The organism is Kitasatospora sp. NPDC043950, from assembly GCF_056435345.1.
Genome location: NZ_JBWKER010000004.1, coordinates 204,275 through 229,833, shown reverse-complemented (window position 1 = coordinate 229,833; position 25,559 = coordinate 204,275). Strand labels below are relative to the sequence as shown.

Annotated in this window: 15 protein-coding genes; 6 read left to right on the top strand and 9 right to left on the bottom strand. The window is 73.2% G+C overall.

Translation table 11 applies throughout. From position 1 onward, the window contains the following. Window positions 1-122 precede the first annotated feature (122 nt). The 6 genes from AC07BF_RS04590 to AC07BF_RS04565 all read right to left on the bottom strand — a co-directional run bounded on the left by AC07BF_RS04590 (window position 123) and on the right by AC07BF_RS04565 (window position 7,509). Window positions 123-1,412: a 6-phospho-beta-glucosidase gene (locus AC07BF_RS04590; RefSeq protein ID WP_363580352.1), complete on the bottom strand. Its 1,290-nt coding sequence runs from the start codon at window positions 1,410-1,412 to the stop codon at window positions 123-125. Continuing rightward, window positions 1,412-2,320: a carbohydrate ABC transporter permease gene (locus AC07BF_RS04585; protein ID WP_363580354.1), complete on the bottom strand. Its 909-nt coding sequence runs from the start codon at window positions 2,318-2,320 to the stop codon at window positions 1,412-1,414. The genes AC07BF_RS04590 and AC07BF_RS04585 overlap by 1 nt, the downstream gene beginning before the upstream one ends. 41 nt (window positions 2,321-2,361) lie before the next feature. After that, entirely contained in the window at window positions 2,362-3,360 is a 999-nt protein-coding gene (locus tag AC07BF_RS04580) for a carbohydrate ABC transporter permease (protein ID WP_363580356.1), read from the bottom strand. 23 nt (window positions 3,361-3,383) lie between these two features. Continuing rightward, the gene (locus AC07BF_RS04575) at window positions 3,384-4,739 is read right to left on the bottom strand and encodes an ABC transporter substrate-binding protein (RefSeq protein WP_363618758.1); all 1,356 of its coding nucleotides are present in this window, start codon (window positions 4,737-4,739) and stop codon (window positions 3,384-3,386) included. Window positions 4,740-4,904: 165 nt separating this feature from the next. Next, window positions 4,905-6,095 (bottom strand): ROK family transcriptional regulator, encoded by a 1,191-nt coding sequence (locus AC07BF_RS04570; RefSeq protein WP_363580360.1) that lies wholly within the window; start codon window positions 6,093-6,095, stop codon window positions 4,905-4,907. Between the two features lie 232 nt (window positions 6,096-6,327). Beyond that, window positions 6,328-7,509, bottom strand: coding sequence for a mechanosensitive ion channel family protein (locus tag AC07BF_RS04565; protein WP_363580362.1), 1,182 nt, complete (start codon window positions 7,507-7,509; stop codon window positions 6,328-6,330). A gap of 436 nt (window positions 7,510-7,945) precedes the next feature. Between AC07BF_RS04565 and AC07BF_RS04560 the strand changes: the two genes are divergently transcribed. Continuing rightward, a complete protein-coding gene (locus AC07BF_RS04560) occupies window positions 7,946-8,590 on the top strand; it encodes an HNH endonuclease (protein ID WP_363580364.1) in 645 nt (214 codons plus the stop codon). Between the two features lie 112 nt (window positions 8,591-8,702). On the opposite strand, the gene AC07BF_RS04555 is transcribed toward AC07BF_RS04560, so the two are convergent. Then, window positions 8,703-12,719, bottom strand: a complete 4,017-nt coding sequence (locus AC07BF_RS04555) for a beta-N-acetylglucosaminidase domain-containing protein (RefSeq protein WP_478332916.1) — start codon at window positions 12,717-12,719, stop codon at window positions 8,703-8,705. A gap of 259 nt (window positions 12,720-12,978) precedes the next feature. Between AC07BF_RS04555 and malQ the strand changes: the two genes are divergently transcribed. Then, window positions 12,979-15,114 (top strand): 4-alpha-glucanotransferase, encoded by a 2,136-nt coding sequence (gene malQ, locus AC07BF_RS04550; RefSeq protein WP_478332915.1) that lies wholly within the window; start codon window positions 12,979-12,981, stop codon window positions 15,112-15,114. Between the two features lie 106 nt (window positions 15,115-15,220). Continuing rightward, entirely contained in the window at window positions 15,221-15,454 is a 234-nt protein-coding gene (locus tag AC07BF_RS04545; RefSeq protein ID WP_363580370.1) for a hypothetical protein, read from the top strand. Window positions 15,455-15,640: 186 nt separating this feature from the next. Here AC07BF_RS04545 and pepN read toward each other — a convergent pair whose 3' ends face one another. Together pepN and AC07BF_RS04535 are read right to left on the bottom strand one after the other, a co-directional pair. Next, complete coding sequence (pepN, locus tag AC07BF_RS04540; RefSeq protein ID WP_363580372.1) at window positions 15,641-18,223, bottom strand: aminopeptidase N; 2,583 nt, start codon at window positions 18,221-18,223, stop codon at window positions 15,641-15,643. A gap of 165 nt (window positions 18,224-18,388) precedes the next feature. Then, on the bottom strand, window positions 18,389-20,113 hold the full coding sequence (locus tag AC07BF_RS04535) for an outer membrane protein assembly factor BamB family protein (RefSeq protein WP_478332914.1): 1,725 nt from the start codon (window positions 20,111-20,113) through the stop codon (window positions 18,389-18,391). Between the two features lie 419 nt (window positions 20,114-20,532). On the opposite strand from AC07BF_RS04535, the gene AC07BF_RS04530 reads away from it, so the two are divergent. From AC07BF_RS04530 to AC07BF_RS04520, 3 genes are all read left to right on the top strand, one after another. Next, window positions 20,533-21,711 (top strand): ROK family transcriptional regulator, encoded by a 1,179-nt coding sequence (locus tag AC07BF_RS04530; protein WP_063349467.1) that lies wholly within the window; start codon window positions 20,533-20,535, stop codon window positions 21,709-21,711. A 245-nt stretch (window positions 21,712-21,956) separates the two neighbouring features. Beyond that, on the top strand, window positions 21,957-23,864 hold the full coding sequence (gene dxs / locus AC07BF_RS04525) for a 1-deoxy-D-xylulose-5-phosphate synthase (RefSeq protein WP_478332913.1): 1,908 nt from the start codon (window positions 21,957-21,959) through the stop codon (window positions 23,862-23,864). Window positions 23,865-24,001: 137 nt separating this feature from the next. After that, window positions 24,002-25,531 (top strand): ArnT family glycosyltransferase, encoded by a 1,530-nt coding sequence (locus AC07BF_RS04520; protein WP_363580378.1) that lies wholly within the window; start codon window positions 24,002-24,004, stop codon window positions 25,529-25,531. Window positions 25,532-25,559 lie beyond the last annotated feature (28 nt).

Below are 25,559 nucleotides of genomic sequence, written 5' to 3'. Positions count from 1 at the left end.
GTGGCGTGGTCCCCGGCCGGGGGTGATCGGTCTCCTCGCAGTGCCCGGCCCGCGACACCCTCATATCGCGGGCCGGGCTGCTTTCCGGACGGGGCCCGGGTGCGAAGCCGGGTCCCGGGCCGTCAGGCCCAGGCGAGGTGCTCGCGGTTGTGGGCGAGCAGCCGATCGGTGAGCTGGTCGGCGAGTTCGAGCTGACCGACCAGCGGGTGGGCGAGCAGGGCGTCGAAGACCCGGTCGCGGCCGCCGTGCAGGGCGGCGTCGAGGGCGAGGTGCTCGTACGCGGTGACGGCGGCGATGAGGCCGGCGTACAGCGGCTCGACGGCCCGCTGGGGGAGCGGCCGGACGCCGTTCGCGTCGACCTCGGCCGGGACCTCGATGACGGCGTCGTCGGGCAGGAACGGCAGCACGCCGTTGTTCGGCGCGTTGACGACCTGCACGGACGTCCCGCCGCCGGTGCCGAGCAGCGCGGCGATCAGCTGGACCGCCGCCTCGGAGTAGAACGCGCCGCCGCGCTGGCCGAGGAGTTCCGGCTTGGTGTCGAGGGCCGGGTCGGCGTACATCTCCAGCAGCTGCCGCTCGATCTCGGCGACCTGGGCGGCCCGCGAGCCCTGCACCCTGAGTTCCTCGACGACGGCGTCGTGCTGGTAGAAGTAGCGCAGGTAGTAGGACGGCACGACGCCGAGCCGCTCGATGACGGGCTGCGGCAGGTGCAGGTCCTCGGCGATGGCCTTGCCGTGCGCGGCGAGCAGCTCCGGCAGCACCTCCCGGCCCGTCGCCGATCCCGGGGCGTCGAGCAGGGTGACGCCGCGCTCCCAGGTGAGGTGGTTGAGGCCGACGTGGTCGAGCCGGACCAGCTCCGGGTCGACACCGAGGTGGGTCGCGAACTTGCGCTGGAAGCCGATGGCGACGTTGCACAGGCCGACGGCCTTGTGGCCGGCGTTGCGCAGCGCGCGGGTGACGATGCCGACGGGGTTGGTGAAGTCGACGATCCAGGCGTCCGGGTTGGCGCGCCGGACCTTCTCGGCGATGTCGAGGACGACCGGGACGGTGCGCAGCGCCTTGGCGAGGCCGCCGGCGCCGGTGGTCTCCTGGCCGACGCAGCCGCACTCCAGCGGCCAGGTCTCGTCCCGGTTGCGGGCGGCCTGCCCGCCGACGCGCAGTTGCAGCAGCACGGCGTCGGCGTCGGCGACACCGGCCTCGACGTCGACGGTGGTGGTGACGACGGCACCGTGCCCCTGCTTGGCGAAGATCCGCCGGGCGAGCCCGCCGATCAGCTCCAGCCGGTCGGCGGCCGGGTCGATGAGCACCAGCTCACCGATCGGCAGGGTGTCGCGGAGCCGGGCGAAGCCGTCGATCAGCTCCGGGGTGTACGTCGAACCGCCGCCGACGATTGCCAACTTGAGTGCGGACATCAGCCCTTGACCCCTGTCAGTGTCACGCCTTCGATGAAGGCCTTCTGTGCGAAGAAGAAGAGGATGATCACCGGTGCCATCACGAGGAGGGTGGCGGCCATGGTGAGGTTCCAGTTGGTGTGGTGGGCGCCCTTGAACGACTCCAGGCCGTACGAGAGAGTCCAGGCCTCGTGGTTGTTGCTGGCGTAGATCTGCGGGCCGAAGTAGTCGTTCCAGCAGTAGAAGAACTGGAACAGGGCGACGGCGGCGATGGCCGGCTTGGCCATCGGCAGCACGACCTTCAGCAGGGTGCGCAGGTCGCCGCAGCCGTCGATCCGGGCGGCCTCGATGTACTCCTTGGGGATGGTCAGCAGGAACTGGCGCAGCAGGAAGATCGAGAACGCGTCGCCGAAGGCCATCGGGATGATGAGCGGCCAGAGCGAGCCGCCGAGGCCGAGCTGCTTGGCCCAGAACAGGTACATCGGGATGACGGTGACCTGCGGCGGGAGCATCATCATGGCGATGACGGCCATCAGCGCCAGGTTGCGGCCCCGGAAGCGGAACTTGGCGAGCGCGTAGGCGACCGGCAGGCTGGAGACGATGGTCAGCACGGTGCCGAGGCCCGCGTAGAGCAGGGTGTTGCGCCACCAGGTGAGGAAGCCGGGGGTGTCCCAGACCTTGCCGTAGTTGCCCCATTGCCAGGAGGTGGGCCAGTAGTCGGTGGTGAGCGCCTGCTGGTCGGTCATCACCGAGGTGAGGAAGGCGAAGACGAACGGCAGCAGGAAGAACAGGGCGGCGGCGATGGCCAGCGAGTGCACGGCCACCCAGTTGAGCATCGCGCGGCGGCGGGCCGCCCGGGCGGCCGGGCCGGAGGCGCGGGAGGTGCCGGCCGGGGCGGGCGCCTTGGTGAGTGTGGAGCTGAGAGTCATGATCGGGTCCTCATCGGTCCGCTGGGTCAGCAGCACACGGACTAGTCGTCGCTCGCCATGAAGCCGGACTTGCGGCGGAGCAGGAGCGAGGTGACGGCCATCGAGATGGCGAACAGCACCAGGGCGACGACGCACGCCGCGCCGTAGTTGAAGCGCTGGAAGCCGAGGTTGTAGACCATCTGCGGCAGGGTCCAGGTGGAGCCCTGCGGGAAGCCGGGCTCGAACTGCTGGCCGGAGTTGCCCGCGATGCCGCCGGCGACCTTCCCGGCGACGATCGCCTGGGTGTAGTACTGCATGGTCTGGATGACGCCGGTGACCACGGCGAACATGATGATCGGCGAGATGTTCGGCAGCGTGACGTACCGGAACCGCTGGAAGGGTCCGGCGCCGTCCAGTTCGGCGGCCTCGTACTGCTCCTTGGGGACGTCGAGCAGCGAGGCCATGAAGATGACCATCAGGTCGCCGATGCCCCACATGGCGAGCATGGTGAGCGCGGGCTTGGACCAGTCGGCGCTGGCGAACCAGCCGGGCTGCGGGAGGCCGATCTCACCGAGGAAGTGGTTGACCGGGCCCGTGCCGGGGTTGAGCAGGAAGGCGAAGGCGACGGTGGCGGCCACCGGCGGTGCCAGGTACGGCAGGTAGAACGCGGTGCGGAAGAAGCCGACGCCGGTCTTGACCTTGGTGATGAGCAGGCCGATGCCGAGGCCGAAGGCGACCCGCAGGCTCACCATGATGAAGACCAGCCACACGGTGTTGCGCAGGCCCTGCCAGAACGCCGGGAGGTCGTTGAAGACGTAGTCCCAGTTCTTCAGGCCGCTGAAGGAGGGGGCGCCGAAGCCGTTGTACTTGGTGAAGGAGAAGTAGACGGTGGAGATCAGCGGGTACAGGAAGAAGACGCCGAAGCCGATCAGCCAGGGGGAGAGGAAGGCGAGGTTGCGGGCCGCCTCCCGGCGGCGCTTCCGGCGCAGCAGGTGCTGCGTGGAGGGCGCCGCCGGGTCGGTCGATCCGGTGCCCCTGCGGGTGCCGAACGCGAGTGACATGGGAGCTCCGTGGACCGTTTCCGCTACTTCGCCTGGGCGATGGCGGCGTCGATCTCCTTGGCGGTGGCCGCGAGGCCGGCCGCGAGATCGGGCTGCTTGCCGGACTCGTAGTCGTAGCCGAGGTTCTGCAGGGAGGCGATGTAGCCGCTGCCGTTGACGGCCGCCGGGGTGGTGCCCGAGTGCTGGTTCTTGGCGACGTCGATGAAGGTCTTGAAGTTCGGGTCGTTCGTCAGCTTCGGCGAGTTGAGCGCGTCGAAGGTGCTGGGCACGTTGTGGATCGCGTTGGCGAAGCTGACCACCGCGTCGGTGTCGGTGGTCAGGTACTTGACCAGCTCCCAGGCCGCGGCCTGCTTCTTGCTGCTGCTGGCGATGCCGACGATGGTGCCGGTCTGGTAGCCGCGGCCGTAGGTGTCGGCCTGGTCGTCCGGGACGGGGAACGCGGCGGTGGCCCAGTCGAAGTCGGGCTTGTTCTCGGCGAGGGCGGCGGTGCGCCACTCGCCGTCGATGGCCATCGCGACCTGGCCGGTGAGGAAGGGGTTCTTGGCGCTGAACTCCTCGCCGAAGGTGGCGCGGTACTTCTCCAGCTTGGTGTAGCCGCCGAGCTGGTCGACCATGCCCTTCTGCCACTTGAGCATCGCGGCGACCTTCGGGTCGGTGGCGATGTTCGACTTGCCGTCGGCGCCGAAGTAGGTCGGGCCGTACTGGCCCAGGAAGTGCTCGGTGGTCGACTCGTAGCCGTGGTACAGCGGCATGAAGCCGAGCTGCTTGTAGCCGTCGCCGTCCGCGAGGGTCAGCCTCTTGGCGTCCTCGGCGAACTCGCTGAAGGTCTTCGGCGGGTTGGCGATGCCCGCGTCGGCGAAGGCCTTCTTGTTGTAGTAGAGGCCGTAGGCGTCGCCGAGCAGCGGCAGCGAGCACTGGTTGCCCTGGAACTGCGTGTAGTTGAGCATCGCGGCCGGGAAGGTCTTGACCGGGTCGATGCCGCTCTTCTGCAGCAGCGGCTTGAGGTCGGTGAACGCCTTGGTCGAACAGAACATGCCGACGTTGTTGGTGGTGAAGGAGGAGACCACGTCCGGCGCGTCGTCGCCGCCGGCCCGCAGGGCCTGGTTGACCTTGTCGTCCGCGATGTTGTCCACGGCCTTGACGTGGATGTTGGGGTGGGCCTTCTCGAAGGCGGCGATGTTGTCGTTGATCGCCTTCACCTCGTTGTCCTGGCTCCAGCCGTGCCAGAAGGTGATGGTGACGTCCTTGCCGCTGGCCGAGTCGTCGCTGCCGCTGCTCTCGCTGCTGCCGGTGCAGGCGGTGGCGAGCAGGGCCAGGACGGCGGTGCCGGTGACGGCGGCGATCGTGCGACGGCCTCTGCGGGAGGTGGTGGAGTGCACTTCGAGGTCCTCCTGGGGGTGCGCGGGCAGGCGTCATTGCCTCGGGGCCCGCGTTCGGGGGTTGGGAGAGGTGGGTGCAGGGTGCGTGCGGGGTGACGGGCGACCGGGGAGCGTCGGTGGGTGGGCGTCTGTGAGCGTCGGTGGGCGGCTGTCAGTGGGTGGCTGTCAGTGGGTGGAGAAGACCGCCTCGCGGGCGTCCGCCAGCGCGCGTTGCAGGGCGCCGAGCAGGACGGGCGAGCCGGGCAGGGCACTGCTGCGGACCTCGGGCCGGGCGATGGAGAGCCTGGCCAGTTCGTCCTCGACGAGGGCGCGCAGGCGTTCGCCGCCCGCGGTGGGCACCGCGCCGGAGAGGACCACCAGTTGGGGGTCGACGACGGCGACGATCGCGGCCAGTCCGACGGCGAGCCGGCCGGCCAGTTCGACGAGGAAGGCGTCGCCGGCGCCCGGGGTCTCCAGGGCCTTGGCGATCGACTCCTCGGCGGTGGGCGCGCCGAGCCCGTGTTCGCGGGCCAGGGTCCGGACGGCGGGTGTGCCGACCAGCTCCTGGAACCCGCCGAACTTGCGGCGGCGCACGTCCCGCGCGACCGGTGAGCCGGGCACCGGCATGTAGCCGACCTCCCCGGCGCCGCCGGTGAAGCCGCGGTGCAGCCGGCCGGCGATGACGATCGCGGCGCCGGTGCCCGCACCGGCCCAGAGTAGGACGAAGTCCTCGGAGCCCCGCGCCGCGCCGGAGGCCTGTTCGGCGACGGCGGCGAGGTTCACGTCGTTCTCGATCGACACGGGCGCGCCGATCGCCTCGGACAGCTCCTCGACCAGCCGCGGCGAGTGCCAGCCGGGCAGGTGGGAGGCGTAGCGCAGCTTGCCGGTGACCGGGTCGGGGGCGCCGCCGACGCCGATCGCGGCGGTGCGCAGGCTGCCCGCGGCCAGTCCCGCGGCACGGACGGTCTCGGCGACGGCGGCGGCGACCTTGGCGACGGTCTCGGCGGCCGGCACGCCCTTGGTCGGCACGGCGTGCTCGGCCAGCGTGGAGCCGGTGATGTCGGCGACGGCGACTCTGATCTCGCTGTTGGTGACGTCCAGCCCGGCGACGTGGCCGGCGGCCGGATTCACCTCGTACAGCTGCGCGTTGGGGCCGGGGCCGCCGGCGGTGGTGCCGACCGGCAGGACCAGTCCGGCCGCCTCCAGACGGGCCAGCAGCTGGGAGGCGGTGGGCTTGGAGAGGCCGGTCAGGGTGCCGATCTGGGTGCGGGAGAGCGGGCCGTTCTCCAGCAGCAGTTCGAGGGCGGCGCGGTCGTTGATGGCGCGCAGCAGGCTGGGGGTGCCGGCGAGGGGGGCCTTGGCGGTGGTCTTGGTCACGCGCGAAATCCTCCTCTTCCGGCTGGTGGGGGGAGCGACGAGGGTGAACCCGCCGGTTCGGGGAGCCGAACTGTTAGGAAAGTTTCCAGTCGCTTGGGAAGGACCGTACGGGCCCCGTCAGCGGGGTGTCAATGGTCCGTGGCCCGGAGGATGCCGAAGCGTTACCGGGCAGCACGAAGCCCCGTTCCCAAGGGTCTTGGGAACGGGGCTTCGTGCTGCCGGGCCTGGGGCCCTACGGCTTGGCGAGGTCGTCGGTCGGCCTCGGCGCCGGTATCGGCTCGGTCGCCCGGTACCGGGGCGAGGTCGGGTCGGACAGCGCGGACGGCGGTGCCGGCTCGGTCGCGGGGGAGATCACCACCCCGGTGGCGGGGGCCGCCGTCGCCGCGGCGGCCACCGGCGCGGCCTCCTCCTTGACCTTGATCCCGGCCTGGTCGAAGGCCGTCTTCAGGCGCTGGCGCAGCGCCCGGGACACCGCCGGCGCCTTGCCCGGCGCGGTCCGCGCCTCGATCCGCACCATCACCGAGTCCGCCGCGACCGACTCCACGCCCAGGACGGACACCGGCGCCCAGACCAGCTCGTCGTACGGCGACTCCTTGGACAGCGCCTCGGCCGTCTCCTGGATCAGGTCCTCGACCCGCAGCAGGTCCTCCTTGTACCCGACCTGCACGTCCACCGAGGCGGTCGACCAGCCCTGGCTCATGTTGGCGATCCGCTTCACCTCGCCGTTGCGGATGTACCAGATCTCGCCGTTGGCCCCGCGCAGCTTGGTCACCCGCAGGCCGACCTCCAGCACCGTGCCGGCGGCCACCCCGGTGTCGATCTCGTCGCCGACGCCGTACTGGTCCTCCATGATCATGAAGACCCCGGAGAGGAAGTCCGTCACCAGGTTGCGGGCGCCGAAACCGATCGCCACACCGGCCACACCGGCGCTGGCCAGCAGCGGCGCCAGGTTCACGCCCAGCGCGGACAGCACCATCAGCGCGGCCGTGCCCAGGATGGAGAACGACGCCACGCTGCGCAGCACCGAGCCGATCGCCTCCGACCGCTGCTGGCGCCGCTCCGGGTTCACCACCCCGGTGTTGGCCAGCAGCCCGCCGAGCCGGCTCTCCTCGTGGTGGTCGTGCGAGCGCGCCATCCGCGTGATCAGCTGGGTGATCAGCTTGCGCACCACGGCGCGCAGCACCAGTGCCAGCAGCACGATGAAGACGATCCGCACCCCGCCGGCCAGCCAGCCCTGCCAGTGCGTGTCGAACCAGCTGGCGGCCTGCTTGGTGGTGTCGCTGACCTCCTGCGCGCTGGTCGGGATTCTCAGGTCCAGCTGCGGCAGTTGCGGCGCGGTCGGGCTGGGCGCCGGTGTCGGAGTGGAGAGCGTCGAGGACGCGTCGGCGATACCGGTGGCGCCGGAGCGGAACACGTGCGGGCCTTCCTGCAAGGGGGCGTGGCGGGCCCGCGCCGCGGCACGCGGCCCGCGGACCGTCCGCCTCAGCCTAACCGGCGCCGAACACCCGACCGGACACGCCGAAGGGCGTACGGAGCAACACGAACGCCCCGTCAGCGCACCGGTGCGCTCCCCCGGACGACGGGGTCGACCGCTGCTCCGACCGGCCGAGCGCTCCCCCGGGAGGGCCACGGGCGGCACCCCGAGGGCACCCGGGTGCAACCCGACCTTCCCCAGGGCATACCGGCTATGACAGAGGCCACACCCGAAGTTCACACCAGGTCCGTTACACAGGAGTGGTGGCGCCGTACAAAGGCGTAAGGCGACACTGGGGGAGATCGCGCACCAGTTGTGCGATCCAACCGCTCGTCCCGGCGCGAGCCACGCGCCGCAGGCGTCCAAGGAGGCATCCGTGCCGCATGTCCTGGTCCTCAACGCGTCCTACGAGCCACTCGGCGTCGTATCGATGCGCCGCGCACTCATCCTGGTCCTCAACCACAAGGCGGTCAGCCTGGAGGACTCGGAAGTCACTCTGCACAGCGCCACCAGCGCCCTCCCGGCGCCGTCCGTCGTCCGCCTGACCCGCTTCGTCCGGGTCCCGTTCTGCGGGCCCGTCCCGCTCACCCGCCGGGCGCTGTTCGCCCGTGACCACGGCCGCTGCGTCTACTGCGGGGCCGCCGCCACCAGCGTCGACCACGTCATCCCGCGCAGCCGGGGCGGCCAGCACCGGTGGGACAACGTGGTGGCGGCCTGCCGCCGCTGCAACCACACCAAGGCCGACCGCCACCTCACCGAACTCGGCTGGCGGATGAAGCGGCCACCGGCCCCGCCCAGCGGCCTCGCCTGGCGGATCATCGGCACCGGCATCAAGGACCCGCGCTGGCGTCCCTACCTGGAGCCGTACGGCGGCTCCGACCAGCTGCGCGCCCCGCAGTGGGGCGAGTACGAGCACCACGACCATACCGAGCAGGGCCTCCCCGTCCCGCTCGGCCGGGCGCACTCGGCCCACTCCGCCCCCGTCCGCCGCGGTGAGCAGCCCGAACCGCTCTCCGCCTGACCCCGCTCCACAAGGGCCAGCCCGTCATACCGTCGGTACGCCTCATGGGCCGCCGCGCCCCCCACCGGGGAGCACGGCGGCCCGCCGCGTTGTCCGGTGGGGGAGGCGGCGGCTACTGCTTCGGCGGCGGTGTCCCGCCCGTCGTCCCGCCTGTCGTCCCGCCCGGAGTCCCGCTCGCCGGGGGCGTGGCCGGGGTGCTCGGAGCGGTCGGGGCCGTGGTCGGGGCCGTGGGCGCGGTGGTGGCGCCGCCGCCCGGCTGGGCCGGGGGGACGGCCGGCGGCTGCGACGGGGGCGGCGGGGTGACGGCGTACAGCTCGACGCCCCACAGCGAGTAGCCGTACTTGTTGGCCCGGGCCACGCCCTGCACCCGGAGGAACCGGGCGTCCGGAGCGTCGAAGCGCACGGTCTCGTCGCCGCCCTTGCCGTTGTCCACCGTCGCCGCGTCGGTCCAGGTGGTGCCGTCCGCCGAGACCTGGAGCCTGTAGGCGGCGGCGTACGCGGCCTGCCAGTGCAGCACCGCCGCGCCCAGGTGGGTCGCCTGCGGAAGTTCCAGCTGCACCCAGGCGTCGTCCTTGGCGGGGGAGGACCAGCGGGTCTTCGGGTCACCGTCGGTGACCGCCGAGGCGGGGAAGTTCGGCGTCTCGTCGCCCGAGGAGGTGGCCTTCGCGCCGAGTGCCAGGTCCGGACCGCTGGTCGGCGGCACCACACGCACCTGGAGCACCTGCTTCACGGTGGTGGCGCCGGCCGCGAACTGCACCGGTACCTGGTACGTCCCGAACGGCGTCCCGGGAGCGGCGCTGACCAGCAGCGGCACGCCGATGCGGCCGCCGCGCGGCACGGTCACCCCGGCCGCCGGGGTCACGGTCAGGCCCTTGGCCGCGGCCGGCACCTCGGTGTGCAGCTCGCCGCTGGTCCCCTCGGGGCGGCCGGCCTCGACGGTGGCCCGGGTCTGGGCGGGCGCGGCGGCGCCGGTCACCACGTCCAGGGTCGGGTCGGACAGGCTGAGCCGGGCCGCCGGGACGTCCGCGTACCAGGGGATCACCTGGTTGACCACCGGCGGGTCGCCGCCCGGCTTCCAGGCCAGCCGGAACGCGTCGGCGGCCTGCCCGCCAGCCGGCAGCTCGTTGTAGCCGGGCTGCACGGTGCCGATGTCCGTCCAGCCGCCGTCCGAGCGGCGCACCGAGACGGTGGCGGTGGCGTGCACGCCCGGGTCGGTGAGCACGGTGAGCCGGTCGAGCGGGCGGGCGGCGCCCAGTTCGACGGTGAGCGGCTCGTCCTGCGCGGTGGGCGGCTTGGCGGCCCGGTACGCGGTGTCCGGATTGCCGTCCAGCACCGCGGACGCCGAGGAGCCGGGCAGCGCGGCGGGGCCGCCGGTGACGCTGGCGGGGGCGTCGTCGGGCGCGGTGACGGTGAACTCGCGCACCGCGACGGCGGTCTTCTGGGCGGCGGTGGCCCGCAGCCGCACGGCCCGCACCACCGAGCCGGCCGGCAGCTTGGCGCTGACCGACTTCTGGTTCTTGACCACGGCGAGCTGCTTCCAGCCGCCCTCGCCGGTGCTGTACTCCAGCACGCCGTCGTGGAGGTAGTCGTCGACCGCGCTCCGGCCGTCCGGCCCGTTGCCCCAGGAGCCCATCAGCACGGTGACGGCGCCGACCGGGCGCCCGCCGCCGAGGTCGACGCCGACCGCGTCGCCGGGCTGCGGGGGAGCGGAGCTCCAGTAGAACGTGTCGGCTACGCCGTCGGTCATCAGCGCGGGCAGGTGGTCGTGCGCGGTGCCCATGGTGGTGGTCGGGGTGATCCCGCCGCCGGCCACCCCGGCCCAGTTGTCGGCGGCCCCGACGGCCCGCTCCAGGAACGGGTCGAGCACGCCCGCGCCGATCGTGGCCGGGCTCTGCGCGAGCTGCTCGCGCAGCCGGTTGAGCTCCACCCGGGCCTTCCAGGCGGCCGCGCCGTCGCCGCCGTGCTGGGCCAGCAGCATGTCCAGCGCGGACTGCCCGGCCAGCCCGTAGTCGTGCAGCGGGGCGAGCCAGGGCGCGGCCTCGGCGGCGAGCTGGGCGGTGGCCTGGGTGCCGGCGAGGGTCTGCTGGGCGGTGGCCATCGCGGCGAAGGCGTCCCGCAGGGGCGCGGCGGCCTCTATCAGCTTGGCGAGGTCCGACGCGGTGCCCGAGGTGGGCTCGGCGGCGGCCCAGAACCGGTCGAGCAGCGGCGTCAGGTAGCCGGACTCCTGCTGGGACAGCGGCGAGGAGGAGCTGTTGCCGGCCAGCGCGGTGACCGCGGACAGGGCGGTGCCGGCGGGCGTGCTGCCGGCACCGGTCGGGCCGGCGAGCGAGCGCACCGCGGCCTGCCAGGAGTCCTCCGGCCGGTAGCCGGCCGGGTTCCAGGCGAAGTCGCCGGCCGTGGCGAGGGCGATCCGGGAGGCCATCGGCTGCTGCATGGCACCGGTGAGCATCACCGCCGAGCGGGTGGCCACCTCCGGTTCGCGCCCGGTGTAGGCGCCGAGGAAGAGCCGGTCCGGGCTGGCATCGTTGACCGGGTAGTTGTCCATGGTGACCAGCGGGTGGCCGTACAGGTCGCCGGTCTCGGCGGCCTGGGCGCCGGTGATCTTCTCCGGGATCACCCCGCCCCCGCTCCAGGCCACCTGCACGCCGTCCGGCAGCGCCGCGGCCAGCGCCTTGCGGTACGGCGTGACGCCCTGCTTGTGGTACTCGGTGGGCACGACGGACAGCGGCGCCAGGCCCGGGTTGCGCGCGATCAGCCGGTCCCTCACCTTGGTCACCAGCGCGGCCTGCGCCTTGGCGGCCGCGGCCGGGCCGGTGCCGTAGGTGTCGCGGTCGTCGCCGCAGTGCCACTCGTCGTAGCTGACGTCCAGGAACTGGAGCTGGAAGGCGGTGAAGCCGAGCTTGCGCAGCCCGTCCAGCTTGGCCACCAGCGCGTTCACGTCCTTGCCGGAGCTGAAGCAGAGGGACTGCCCCGGGTCGATCGCGTAGCCGAGCGTGACGTGGTTGCGCCGGGCCGCGGCGCCCAGTTCGCGCAGCTCGTCGGCCTGGGCGGCGGGGTAGGCGTCGCGCCAGCGGGAGAGCCGGAACGGGTCGTCACCGGGAGCGTAGAGGTAGAAGTTCTGCTTGGAGCGGCCGAGGAAGTCCACCTGGTCGAGCCGCTGCTGCGCGGTCCACGGGCTGCCGTAGAACGCCTCCGCGGTGCCGCGCACCGGCGCGCCGCTCGGCCAGTCCCGCAGCGTGATCCCGGGCAGGCCCAGCCCGGCGGCGCCCGGCGCCTGCCCCTGCCCGGCCGGGACGGCGGCGAGCAGCTGGCGCAGGCTCTGCACGGCGTAGAAGGTGCCCGCCGCGTCCGCGCCCGCCAGCACCACCGCGCCGTACGTCCCGCCGCCCTGGGCCGGCAGCTGACCGACCGACAGCACGTACCCACCGGCCGGCATGCCCGCGGTCGAGGGGGCGGCGCCGTCCTTGCCGCCGGCCGCGGCGGACAGCGCGCGCAGCGTCCGGTCCGTCCCGCCGTCGGCGGCCTCGGCCGGTCCGCCGACGTACACCACCAGCGACCCGGCGGCCGGCGCGTCGGCGTCCGGCTGCGGGGTGACGGTCGTCGCCCCGGCGATCTCCAGCACCTCCCGGACGGCGTCCAACGCCCCGAGGTCCGCGTCCGGTGCCGGCACCAGCGTCACCACGGCCGGCACCGCGACCGGCTTGCCGGCCACCGTCTGCTCCTGCGGCCGCGGGAACACCTGCGGGTTCGTCATGCTCCCCAGCGGCGTCTGCGGCGCGCTGCTCACCACGTCCGGCCCCGCCGACGCCGCGTACGCCGCCGACGACACCGGCCCGGCCAGCAGCCCGCCGACCACCGCCGCCGCCGCGACCCCCGCCGCGATCTGCAGGGTCCGCCGCCCCGGCCGCCCCGCCGCCCGCCGGGCCCGCTCCGCCCGCCCCGACGCCAGCAGCGGTTCCGTCCCCTTGAGACCGGCGATCAGCCGGTCCGCCGTCCTGGGCGCCAGTTGACGGCACGTCCGCGCCGTGGCCCGCCGCGCCGCCAGCGCCGCCGGGTGGTACAGCACCTCCCGCAACGCCGCACTCCGCTCCAACCGCTGCCGCAGCCGCCGCCCGGCCACAACGGACACTCGGGCTTCCACAGGAGCCTCCTCGCCAGGCCTGGACCACATCGCCGCAACCCCACCAGCTACCCAACCCGGTGTCAACGCGACCGCCCGCTATGCCTGGTCTGCCCCGGTTCGAGAATTCGGTCCGGGGCCGCGGCAGCCCCCGGCCGGCAGGCCGATCCACCCGCGCGGTCGTGTCGCGCAGCGTCGTCGGGCCATCACCCGGGTAGGACTGTGGTCGTCCTGACCAGGCGTTGCCGAGACATCGCAGGAGCCGCGAGTGGCCGCTTATCTCGACCGTGACGGAGCCGACGGGCTGAGGGTGCCGACGCAGGACGCGCCGCCGCCACCGCCCGAACTGGTGGCGCTGGCGCAGGCGTACGGGGTGGACACCCGGTACCCCGGGCCGGGGGGTGTGGCCGTGGGGGCGCGAACGCTGGTCGCGGTGCTGGCGGCCCTCGGGGTGGCGGCGGGGACGCCGGAGCAGGCGCGCGAGGCGCTGGATCGTCACCGGGCCGCGCAGCAGGCCCGGTTGCTGCCGCCCTGCGTGGTGGTCCGTCAAGGGCGGCGGACGGCGCTGGACGTGCCGGCCGACGCGCGGCTGCACGTGGAGCTGGAGGACGGCGGGGTGTGGGAGCTGCCGCGCGGCCACTCGCACTGGCTGCCGCCGGACCTGCCGCTCGGGCGGCACGTGCTCAGGGCGGAGTGCGGCGAGGGCAAGGCCCAGGCGGCGCTGATCGTCGCACCGGAGAAGCTCCCCCCGCTGCCCGGCTACAGCTGGGGCTTCCTCGCCCAGCTGTACTCCGTGCTGTCCGACCGCTCCTGGGGCATGGGCGACCTCGGCGACCTCGCCGAGCTGGCCCAGTGGGCGGGCGCCGGCCTCGGCGCGGGCTTCGTCCAGATCAACCCGCTGCACCAGGCGCTGCCCGCCGCCCCCGCCGCCCCCACCGACCCGTCCCCCTACCGCCCCTCCTCCCGCCGCTTCGCCGATCCGGTGCACCTGCGGGTCGAGGCCGTCCCCGAGTACGCCTACCTGACGGGCGACCAGCGCGCCGAGGCGGAGGAGCTGGGCCGCCGGGCCGCCCGGCTGCGCGACGAGGTGCTGGGGCACGACGGCCTGATCGACCGGGACGCCGTCTGGGCGCTCAAGCGCGAGGCGCTGGAACTGCTGCACGAGGTGCCGCGCGGCCCCGGCCGCCAGGCCGCGTACGAGGCCTACCAGCGCCGCGAGGGCGACTGGCTGCGCCGGCACGCGCTGTGGAACGCGCTCGCCGAGGCGCACGGCGCCGACTGGCACGGTTGGCCGAAGGGGCTGCGTCACCCGGACGGCCCACAGGTGGGGCACGCCTCCCGGGAGCTCGCCGACCGGGTCGAGTTCCACCGCTGGCTCGCCTGGCAGGTCGACCGGCAGCTCGCGGAGGCCCAGCGCGCGGCCCGGCAGGCCGGCATGCCGGTCGGCCTGATCCACGACCTGGCCGTCGGCGTCCACCCGGACGGCGCGGACGCCTGGGCGCTCCAGGACGTGCTGGCCGGCGGCATCTCCGTCGGCGCCCCGCCGGACGCCTTCAACGCCCACGGCCAGGACTGGGGCCTGCCGCCCTGGCGCCCGGACGCGCTGGCGGCGGCCGGCTACACCCCGTACGCGGAGCTGCTGCGCACGGCGGCCCGGCACGCGGGCGCGGTCCGGATCGACCACGTGATGGGCCTGTTCCGGCTCTGGTGGGTGCCGGACGGCCACCCGCCGACCGAGGGCGCGTACGTCCGCTACGACGCCGAGGCGATGCTCGGCGTGCTGGCCCTGGAGGCGCACCGGGCCGGGACGGCGGTGATCGGCGAGGACCTGGGCACGGTGGAGCCGGGCGTCCGGGAGGAGCTGGCGGCGCGCGGGATCCTCGGCACCTCCGTGCTCTGGTTCGAGCGGGACTGGCAGGGGGCGGGGGAGATCCTCGCCCCGGACCGCTGGCGCCCGGGCTGCCTGGCCACCCTCACCACCCACGACCTGCCGAGCACCGCCGCCCGGCTCTCCGGCGAGCACGTCGAGCTGCGGCACCGGCTCGGGCTGCTGGCCCGTCCGCTGGGCGAGGAGCAGGAGGAGGCGGTGGCCGAGCTGGCGGACTGGCGGGCCGAGCTGACCGCGCGGGGGCTGCTCGCGCCGGGCGAGCCGCTGTCGATGCCGGTGCTGTACCGCTTCCTGCGCGCGACCCCGGCGGAGCTGGTCGGCGTCTGGCTGCCGGACCTGGTCGGCGATCCGCGCCCGCAGAACCTGCCCGGCACCTGGGACCAGTACCCGAACTGGCGCCTGCCGGTCGCAGACGGGGCCGGCGACCCGGTCACCCTCGACCGGCTGGCCGCCACCCCGGCCGCCCGCCTGCTCGCCCACCTGCTGGCCCCGCCCGGCGCCCACCCCGCCGTCTGACCCCGCCGTGCGGCCCCGCCGCCTGACCCCGGCACCGCGGACGGCCCCCTTCCGGAAGGCCGACCCCGACGCGCGGGGGGTCATAAGCGGCGGGTAAGTTGGAAACGTGGACAAGAGGAACGCTTTGCGAGCCGGCGCGGTCTCCGCAACGGTCACGCTGATGATGCTGCTGTCGTCGCCCGCCATGGCCTTCACCAGGGACGACGGCGACGACCCGGGTCCTGGCCTGAGCGTCGGCCAGACCATCGGCCTGTACGTGCTGATCCCGATCGCCGCCTTCGTGATCATCGCCGCCCTCGCGGGCCTGCCGTACGGCAAGGGCAAGGGCAAGAAGAAGTAACCACCGCGTCCACCAGGACCTGCACGACCCTGAAGGGGCACCGGAGATCTCCGGTGCCCCTTCAGGCGTTTCCAGCGCACCTTGACGGCGCCCGACGGCGCCCGACGGCGCCCCGACGGCGCCCCGCCGGAGCCCCGAGGCGCCCGTCGGGACCCCGACCGGGACCCCGCCGGGCGCCTCGGCAGGTCAGCGGCCGGCGCCCGCCGCCCGGTCGACCGCCTGGGCCTTGAGCGCGCGCTCGATCCCGGCCCGGGCCTCGACGACCTGGCGCCGCAGCGCCGGGGCCGGCTCGGCCTCGGCCAGCCACGCGTCGGTCGCGTCCACGGTGGCCTGCGTGACCTGCAGCGCCGGGTACAGCCCGCCGATGATCTGCTGCGAGATCTCGTGGCTGCGGGTCTCCCAGACCTCCTTGACGGCGGCGAAGTACTTGGCCGCGTACGGCGCGAGCAGCTCCTGCTGGTCGGACTGCTGGAAGCCCGCGATGGTCGCTTCCTGGACGTAGTTGGTGAGGGTGTCCGACTCGACGACGGCGGTCCAGGCCTCGGCCTTGGCCTCGGCGGTGGGCCGGGCGGCGCGGCAGGTGGCGGCGTGCTCCTGGCCGGCCGCGGTGTTGTCGCGGGCCAGCTCGGCCGTCACGGCGGCCTCGTCGGCGCGCCCGGTGGCGCAGAGCCGGGTGAGCAGGGTCCAGCGCAGCTCGGTGTCGACGGCGAGGCCCTTGATCTCGGCGGTGCCGTCGAGCAGGCCGGCGAGCAGGCCGAGCTGCCCGTCGGTGCGGGCGACGGAGGCGAGGGTGCGGGCCCAGGAGAGCTGGTGGTCGCTGCCGGGCTCGGCGGCGCGCAGGTGCTCCTCGGCGGCGGCGGCCCACTGGGCGAGGCCCTGCTCGCGCCAGTCGGGGTCGGTGTAGGCGTCGAGGGCGAGCCGGACCTGGCGCTGCACGGACTGCACGACGCCGATGTCGCTCTCCCGCCCGATGCCGGAGAGGGCGAGCGCCAGGTAGTCGCGGGCGGCGAGTTCGCCGTCGCGGGTCATGTCCCAGGCGGAGGCCCAGCACAGGGCGCGCGGCAGCGACTCGGTGAAGCCGCCGAGGTGCTCGGTGACGACGGCCATCGAGTCCTCGTCGAGCCGGATCTTGGCGTACGAGAGGTCGTCGTCGTTGAGCAGCACGACGGCCGGGCGGTGCCGGCCGACGAGCTCGGGCACCTCGGTGCGCGGGCCGTCGACGTCGAGCTCGATCCGGTCGGTGCGCACCAGCGCGCCGTCGGCGAGCTCGTACAGGCCGATGGCGATGCGGTGCGGGCGCAGCACGGCCTCGCCCTTGGCGCCGGTGGGCAGCGCGGGGGCCTCCTGGAGGACGGCGAAGGACTCGATCTCGCCGTCGGTGTTCAGCGTGATGGCGGGCCGCAGCACGTTGATGCCGGCGGTCTCCAGCCAGGCCTGGGACCAGGTCCGCAGGTCGCGGCCGCTGGCCTCCTCCAGGGCCCCGAGCAGGTCGGTGAGTCGGGTGTTGCCCCAGGCGTGGCGCTTGAAGTAGGCCTGCACGCCCTGGAAGAAGGCGTCCTGGCCGACGTACGCCACCAGCTGCTTGAGCACCGAGGCGCCCTTGGCGTAGGTGATGCCGTCGAAGTTGACCTGGACGTCCTCCAGGTCGTTGATGTCCGCCATGATCGGGTGGGTGGAGGGCAGTTGGTCCTGCCGGTAGGCCCAGGTCTTCATCTGGTTGGCGAACGTGGTCCAGGAGTGCGGCCACTTGGAGCCGGGGGCCTCGGCCTGGCAGACGGCCTCGGCGAAGGTGGCGAAGGACTCGTTGAGCCAGAGGTCGTTCCACCACTCCATGGTGACGAGGTCGCCGAACCACATGTGGGCGAGCTCGTGCAGGATCGTCGCCGCGCGGGCCTCGTAGGCGGCGTCGGTGACCTTGGAGCGGAACACGTACTGGTCGCGCAGGGTGACGGCGCCCGCGTTCTCCATCGCGCCGGCGTTGAACTCCGGGACGAACAGCTGGTCGTACTTGGCGAACGGGTAGGGGAAGTCGAACTTCTCCTGGAAGTAGTCGAAGCCCTGCTTGGTGACGGCGAAGATGTCCTCGGCGTCCAGGAACTCGCGCAGCGAGGGGCGGCAGTAGACGCCCAGCGGCACCTTCTGCGCGCCGTTCTCGTAGGTGTCGAAGACGCCGACGTACGGGCCGGCGACGAGCGCGGTGATGTAGGTGGAGATCCGGCCGGTGGGCTCGAACGTCCAGACCTGCGAGGCGCCCTCGCCGACCGGGGTCGGGGTGGGCGAGTTGGAGACCACGACCCAGCCGGTGGGGGCGGTCACGGTGAACGCGAACGCGGCCTTCAGGTCGGGCTGTTCGAAGGAGGCGAAGACGCGGCGGGCGTCCGGCACCTCGAACTGGGTGTACAGGTAGGTCTCGCCGTCGACCGGGTCGACGAACCGGTGCAGGCCCTCACCGGTATTGGTGTAGGCGCAGTTGGCGACGACGCGCAGCTCGTTCTCGGCGGCCAGGTTCGGCAGCGGGATCCGGCTGTCGGCGAAGCTCTCCGGGTCGAGCGGCGCGCCGTTGAGGGTGATCTCCTCGACGCTCGGCGCGACGAGGTCGATGAACGTGTCCGCGCCGGGGGTCGTGGCCGTGAACCGGACCACGGTGGTGGACCGGAAGGTGCCTCCTTCGCGGGCCGAACTCAGGTCGAGCTCGATGTCGTACGCGTCCACGTGGAGGAGGTCGGCCCGGGTGCGGGCCTCCTCGCGGGTCAGGTTGGTGCCGGGCACTCGCTGCACTCCTTCGTCAGGCTGATGGGGCGAATCCTCCCATGACCCAACGGACGGGCTCCCGGAAAAATCGCAGGCGGGGCGGGTCCGGACAGATCGCCCGTTCCCGCCCCGCCAGGACGAGCCGCGAGGGCTCGTGTCCGAGGGGTGCTCAGCCCCCCGCCGTCACTTCTTCCACTTGGTCAGCGGCGCGTCGGAGCTGCCGCGGCGGAAGGCGTACACGGCGCTGCCGTCGCTGGAGAGGACGTACTCGGACATGCTCATCCCGATGTCCAGGCCGTTGGGCATGGCCATGGTGCCGAGGTCGGTCATCGAGCCGTCGGCCGGCGAGAGCGTCACCAGCCGGGCGGGCTTGTTGTAGCCCTGGCTGACGATGGCGCGGACCTTGCCGTCCTTGTCGGTGCCGGACACCAGCCGGATGTCCTGGTTGGACGTGGCGCTGGCGGCGGACCAGATCCGCTTGCCGGTGGTCAGGTCGTACGCGTTGACGGCCGACTTGGCGCCGGTGATCTGGGCGTACAGGGTGGTGCCGCTGACCACGTTCTGGCTGTAGGCGTCGGACTGGCCGGACAGCCGAAGGCTGTCCGCGCCGGGCTCCTTGACCGACATCTGGTTGCCGGGCTTGTTGCTCTTGTCGAACGGCAGGATGTAGTCGCCGTTGGGGCCGCTGCTCATCAGCAGCACCAGCGGCTGGTCCTGGACGACCTTGTCGATCCGCTCGATGCTGCCGGTGAGGGTGATCGGCGTGCTGGCGGCCTTGCCGCTGTCGGCGTCCACGATGACCAGCTGCGACTTCGGGCCGGAGCCGCCGTAGCAGCGGTCGCTGACCGCGATCTGGCTGCCGGCCGCGCGGCCGTAGAGGCTGCAGTCCTTGTCGCGCGGCTGGAACTGCCAGGCGGCCGAGCCGTTGTCGATGTTCAGGCCGCCGACCACGTTGCCGCCGATGGCGACCACCTTGTCGGTGACGCTGAGCGTCGGCGAGGACATCCGGTCGGTGGAGACCTTGACGCTCCAGAGCAGCTTGCCCTGGCTGACGTCGACGGCGCCGATGGTGGAGCAGTCGCTGTCACCGGTGTTGAAGGAGACGGCGGCGATGTTCTTCGAGTTGGCCGAGTAGGAGGCGGTGCACACCTCCTTGCTGCCGGCCGGGACCGGGATGTTCCAGGCCTCCTTGCCGTCGGAGGTGTTGAACGCCCGGATGCCGGTGCTGTCGGCGCGCACCGCGACCTTGTCGCTGCCCCAGATGCCGAGCAGCTGCGAGCCGCTGTCCGCGTTGGCGGCCTTGGGGGCATTCCAGGCGATGTTGTAGCCGGCCCCGCCGGTGGTGCCACCGGTGGTGCTGCCGCTGGTGCTGTCGGCGGTCGGGGCGTTGGTGACGGTGCCTCCGGAAGTGGCGCCACCGGACGTGGTGGTGCCGCCGGAGCTGGCGTTCGGCGTGGGGTCGGGGTCGTTGCCCTTGAGGAGCACGACCAGCCCGGCGACGATGGCGATCGCCAGGACGCCGCCGATGATCCCGCCCCACAGCATCACGGGGTTGCGCTGCTTGGGCGCGGGGGGCAGCGGCGCGCCCGGGTAGTACCCGGGCTGCTGCTGCGGGTATCCGTAGCCGGCGCCGTAGGCCTGCCCGCCGTCCGGCGCGCCGTAGGCGCCACCGGGCATCGGGTCGTACGGGCCGACCGGCGCCCCGGCCGGCGGCGGCGGAGCCTGGCCGGGGAAGGCGGCCGCGGTCGGCGCGTACGGCTGGTAGCCGGCACCGGCACCGGCACCGGCACCGGCACCGGCGGCGGGCGGCTGCGCGGGCGGAGCCGGCGGCTGGGCCGGCGGCGGCCCGGCGGGCGAGGCCGGGCCCGGGATCGCCGCGCCGTCGAGCTGTGTCACCTGGTCCGCCACGGCGGCCGGATCCACGCCGCCGGGCGGGCGCCCGAACGAGACGCCCCGATTGTCCTGCGGGCCGCTGCCCGGCACTGCGCCTGCCCCCGGCGTAGGGTGATCCCCTGCCATCTGATTCCCCGTCATTCCTGGAAGCGTCCCCCTGCCGATACCGCCCCGCGGTCCGGGGGGACGCGTGAGATAGGGCACCATGCTAGTGGTGGGTGTTTTTCGGTCGAACCCAGGACTCCGTCGGCCCGTTTCCGTCCGTTCCCCCGCCACCTCCCCCCGCCACTTTCCCCCGCGCGCTCCCGGGCCCGCCGCCGGTCCCCGTCGCCCCGTCCCGGCCCGATCAGCGCCGATCCGCGGCACAGGCCCTACCCTTCAGGAGTTGAAGGGGACGTCCCGGCGGAGGGGTCCCCGCCCTGGGAGGGTGGATCATGTCGACGGACACACCGGGCTCGCAGTCGTCCTTGCACCGGGCGAACCTGGAGCGGGTGCTGCGCGCGGTGCGGACGGCCGGCTCGCTGACCCAGGCCGAGATCGCCCGCGGCACCGGTCTGTCCGCGGCCACCGTCTCCAACATCGTGCGGGAGTTGAAGGAGAGCGGCACCGTCGTGGTCGCCGACACCTCCTCCGGCGGCCGGCGGGCGCGCAGCGTCTCGCTCAGCGGGGACGCGGGCATCGTGGTGGGCATCGACTTCGGCCACACCCACCTGCGGGTCGCGGTCGGCAACCTCGCGCACCGGGTGCTCGCCGAGGAGAGCGCCCCGATCGACGTGGACGTCTCCGCCGCGCAGGGCTTCGACCGGGCCGAGGCGATGGTGGAACGGCTGCTCCGGCAGGCCGGGTTCCGCCCGGAGAAGGTGATCGGCGTCGGCCTCGGCGTGCCCGGCCCGATCGACGTGGAGACCGGTGCGCTGGGCTCCACCGCGATCCTGCCCGGCTGGACGGGCATCGCCCCGGGCCGGGAGCTGGCCGAACGGCTCGGCATGCCGGTGCACGTGGACAACGACGCCAACCTGGGCGCGCTCGGCGAACTGGTCTGGGGGGCCGGGCGGGGGCTGAGCGACCTCGCGTACATCAAGGTCGCCAGCGGGGTCGGCGCCGGACTGGTGGTCAATGGCCAGATCTACCGTGGGCCGGGCGGCACCGCCGGTGAGATCGGGCACATCACCCTGGACGAGGCCGGGCCGGTCTGCCGCTGCGGCAACCGCGGCTGCCTGGAGACCTTCGTGGGCTCCCGCTACCTGCTCTCCCTGCTGACCCCGACCCTCGGCCCGGACCTCACCCTGCCCCGGGTGGTCGAGCTGGCCCATCAGGGTGACCTCGGCTGCCGCCGGGTGATCGCCGACGCCGGCCGGCAGATCGGCACCGGCGTCGCCACCCTGTGCAACCTGCTCAACCCGCGCCGGGTGATCCTCGGCGGCGACCTCGCCGAGGCCGGTGAGCTGGTGCTCTCCCCGATCCGCGACTCGGTGGCCCGCTACGCCATCCCGAGCGCCGCCCGCCAGCTCTCGGTGGTCCCCGGCACGCTGGGCGGCCGGGCCGAGGTGCTCGGCGCGCTGGCCCTGGTGATGAGCGAGATGGGGGAGTCCGGGGCGCTGGGGCGGGGCTGAGCCGCTGCGGCCCGGATCGTTCCCGAACGTCCATTCGTCAATCCAGGGTGACGCGCGACCCCCGGGCCGACCTCCGGGAATGGCGGTAACGGGTCGGTGGCACCGGGCGCGCCGCTCGGTGTCCGGCAAGCGGACATTAGACTCGACCGGTCGGCACCGGCCGCGACCGCCGGCCCGCCGCCAGACCGGGCAGCGACGCCCGTCGGACCGCCCGCGGTCCGCGAACACTGAACGAGGAGGAACGGGTGGCCCTGCTGACCCGCATTCGGGGACCGCGTGATCTCGACCGGCTCACGCCGGGACAGCTGGCCACACTGGCCCAGGAGATCCGGACCTTCCTGGTGACCGAGGTCGCCAAGACGGGCGGCCACCTCGGCCCCAACCTCGGCGTGGTGGAGCTCACCATCGCGCTGCACCGGGTCTTCGACTCGCCGCGCGACCGCATCCTCTTCGACACCGGCCACCAGAGCTACGTCCACAAGCTGCTCACCGGCCGCCAGGACTTCTCGATGCTGCGGATGAAGGGCGGCCTGTCCGGCTACCCGTCCCGCGCCGAGTCCGAGCACGACGTGATCGAGAACTCGCACGCCTCCACCGTGCTCTCCTACGCCGACGGCCTGGCCAAGGCCAACAAGATCCTCGGCAAGCCGGACCCGGTCGTCGCGGTCATCGGCGACGGCGCGCTCACCGGCGGCATGGCCTGGGAGGCGCTCAACAACATCGCCGACGCCAAGGACCGCCCGCTGGTCATCGTCGTCAACGACAACGAGCGCTCCTACTCGCCGACCATCGGCGGCCTGGCCAACCACCTCGCCACCCTGCGCACCACCCAGGGCTACGAGCGCTTCCTCTCCTGGGGCAAGGACGCGCTGCAGCGCACCCCGGTGGTCGGCCAGCAGCTGTTCGAGACGCTGCACGGCGCCAAGAAGGGCCTCAAGGACTTCATCGCCCCGCAGGGCATGTTCGAGGACCTCGGCCTCAAGTACATCGGCCCGATCGACGGCCACGACCTGACCGCCCTGGAGTCCGCGCTGACCAAGGCGCGCGGCTTCGGCGGCCCGGTGATCGTGCACTGCCTCACCGAGAAGGGCCGCGGCTACCACGCCGCGGAGAACAACGACGAGGACCGCTTCCACGCGGTCGGCAAGATCCACCCGGAGACCGGCCTGCCGATCAAGAACGCCGGCGGCCGGAGCTGGACCTCGGTCTTCGCCGAGGAGATGGTCGCGCTCGGCCACGAGCGGGACGACATCGTCGGCATCACCGCCGCCATGCTCCACCCGGTCGGCCTCGCGCCCTTCGCCGAGGCCTTCCCGGACCGCATCTTCGACGTCGGCATCGCCGAGCAGCACGCCGTCACCAGCGCCGCCGGCCTGGCCACCAACGGGCTGCACCCGGTCTTCGCGGTCTACGCGACCTTCCTGAACCGGGCCTTCGACCAGGTCCTGATGGACGTCGCCCTGCACAGGCTGGGCGTCACCTTCGTGCTCGACCGGGCCGGCGTCACCGGCGACGACGGCGCCTCGCACAACGGCATGTGGGACATGTCGATGCTGCAGATCGTCCCGACCCTGCGGCTGGCCGCCCCGCGCGACGCCGACCAGGTCCGCGCCCAGCTGCGCGAGGCCGTCGAGGTCAAGGACGCCCCGACCGTGGTCCGCTACTCCAAGGGCACCGTCGGCCCGGCCGTCCCGGCGGTCGGCCGGATCGGCGGCATGGACGTGCTGCGCGCCGCCGAGGAGCCGGGCGGCACGCACCGCGCGGACGTGCTGGTCGTCTCGGTCGGCGCGATGGCCGCCACCAGCCTGGAGGTCGCGGACCTGCTGGCCGCCCAGGGCATCACCGCCACCGTGGTGGACCCGCGCTGGGTCAAGCCGGTGGACGCCGCCCTGCCGGGCCTGGCGGCCGAGCACCGGGTGGTCGTCACGATCGAGGACAACGGCCGGGTGGGCGGTGTCGGCGCCGCGGTGGCGCAGGCGCTGCGCGACGCGGACGTGGATCTGCCGGTGCGCGACTTCGGGATTCCGCAGGAGTTCCTGGACCACGCGAGCCGGAACGAGATCCTGGCCGAGATCGGCCTGAACGCCCCGGACATCGCCCGAAAGGTGACGGCCCTGGTCGCCGGCCTGGACGCGGCTCGGGTCGAGGCCTGAGAACGGGCCCGGAACGCGTTCCACCGACGACCGTTCGTCGTAACTCCGTAACAGTTCGTCACGAAACAAGCTGACAATCGCACCGAAAGGCGGGACCGGCGCCGCCCGCGCCGATCCCGCCCGGTAGGTTGTCATCCGTGCCCACCCCCACCCGCTTCCGCTTCGCCGGAATGGCCGAGCGCCTGCCCGAGCGCGTCCGTACCCATGTGCAGACCGGGTACTGGACGAGGCTGGTGCCGGTGCTCGCGCTGGTCGCACTGCTCACCCACATCCCGTCCTTCGCCCGGCCCGTCTGGAGCCCCGACGAGGGGTTCCTGGCCACCCAGGCCCGGATGCTGGCCGACGGCGGAGTGCTGTACGACACCGTGGTGGACCGCAAGCCGCCGTTGCTCCCCTGGCTCTACCAGGCCTGCTTCACGATCTTCGGCTCCGCCTCGCTGTGGCCGCTGCGCACCCTGGCGGTGGGCGCCCACCTGGTCACCGCGATCCTGCTGGCGTCCATCGCCCGCGGCCGCTGGGGCAACCGGGCCGGGGCCGGTGCGGGGCTGCTCTACCTGCTGGTCTCCATCGGGCTCTCCCCGGAGGACACCCAGGCGGCGACCTTCGAGGTCTTCATGCTGCCCGCCATGGTGGCCGCGTTCCGGTACGCCGAGCGCCGCCGCTGGCTGGCCGCGGGCATCGCGGTGGCGCTCTGCTCGCTGACCAAGCAGACCGGCGGCGCGGTGCTGCTGCCCGTGCTCTGGATGCTGTTCCAGGACGCCCGCCGGCGCGGGGTGCGCTGGCCGCCCGCCCTGTTCAAGATCGGCTTCGGCTTCATCCTGCCGATAGCGCTGGTCGCGGTCATCCTGACCAAGCCCAAGGGCTTCCTGTTCTGGGTGGTCACCGGCAGCGGGGACTATGCCTCCTTCGGCGGCGCCTGGCTCCAGATGATCGGCCGCGCGCTCGGCAACTCGGCCATCCTGGTCGCGGCCGGGCTGGGCTTCCTGCTCCCGGTCGGGCGCCGGCTCTGGCTCAAGCACCGCCACCGTCCGCTGCCCGTCGCCGGGGAGGAGCACGGCTCCACCGGCGACCTGTGGGTCTGGCTGGCCTCCTCGGTCGTCGCGGTCAGCGTGGGCTTCCACTTCTTCGGCCACTACTACCTACAGCTGATCCCCCCGCTGGTGCTGCTGGGCACCGGGGCGGTGGCCACCTCGGCGGTCCGCTGGAAGCCCGTCCTGGTGTACACCACGGTCGCCTCGACGGTCTTCTGGGCGCTGGCCCTGGCCTGGCCGGGGGAGCGGCTCGACCGCACCACCGAGGTCGCCACCGCGGTCGCCGCCCAGACCACCCCCAAGGACACCGTCCTGGTCTGGGGCATGCACCCCGAGCTGTACTGGTTGGCCGACCGCAAGCCCGCCACCCGCTACCTGACCGCCGGCTTCCTGACCAACTACAGCGGCGGCAAGGACGGCAACGCCAACGTGGGCGAGCAGTTCAGCGTCAGCAACGCCTGGCAGACCTTCGACAAGGAGCTCGCCGACAACCTGCCCGAGGTCGTGGTGGACGACTCCGGCATCGCCCCGTACCAGCCGGTGCTGGTCCCGCGGATCGAGAACCTGCTGGACACCCACTACGAGATGGTCGGCGTCTTCGCCGACACCGTGGTCTACCGCCTCAAGAAGAGCTGACCGCCCCCGCACATGCCGGAGCCCCGGT

Coding starts and splice junctions, on each gene's coding strand:
- AC07BF_RS04590 (WP_363580352.1), bottom strand. CDS start 1,412: ATGTCCGCACTCAAGTTGGCAATCGTCGGCGGCGGTTCGACGTACACC.
- AC07BF_RS04585 (WP_363580354.1), bottom strand. CDS start 2,320: ATGACTCTCAGCTCCACACTCACCAAGGCGCCCGCCCCGGCCGGCACC.
- AC07BF_RS04580 (WP_363580356.1), bottom strand. CDS start 3,360: ATGTCACTCGCGTTCGGCACCCGCAGGGGCACCGGATCGACCGACCCG.
- AC07BF_RS04530 (WP_063349467.1), top strand. CDS start 20,533: ATGTCGACGGACACACCGGGCTCGCAGTCGTCCTTGCACCGGGCGAAC.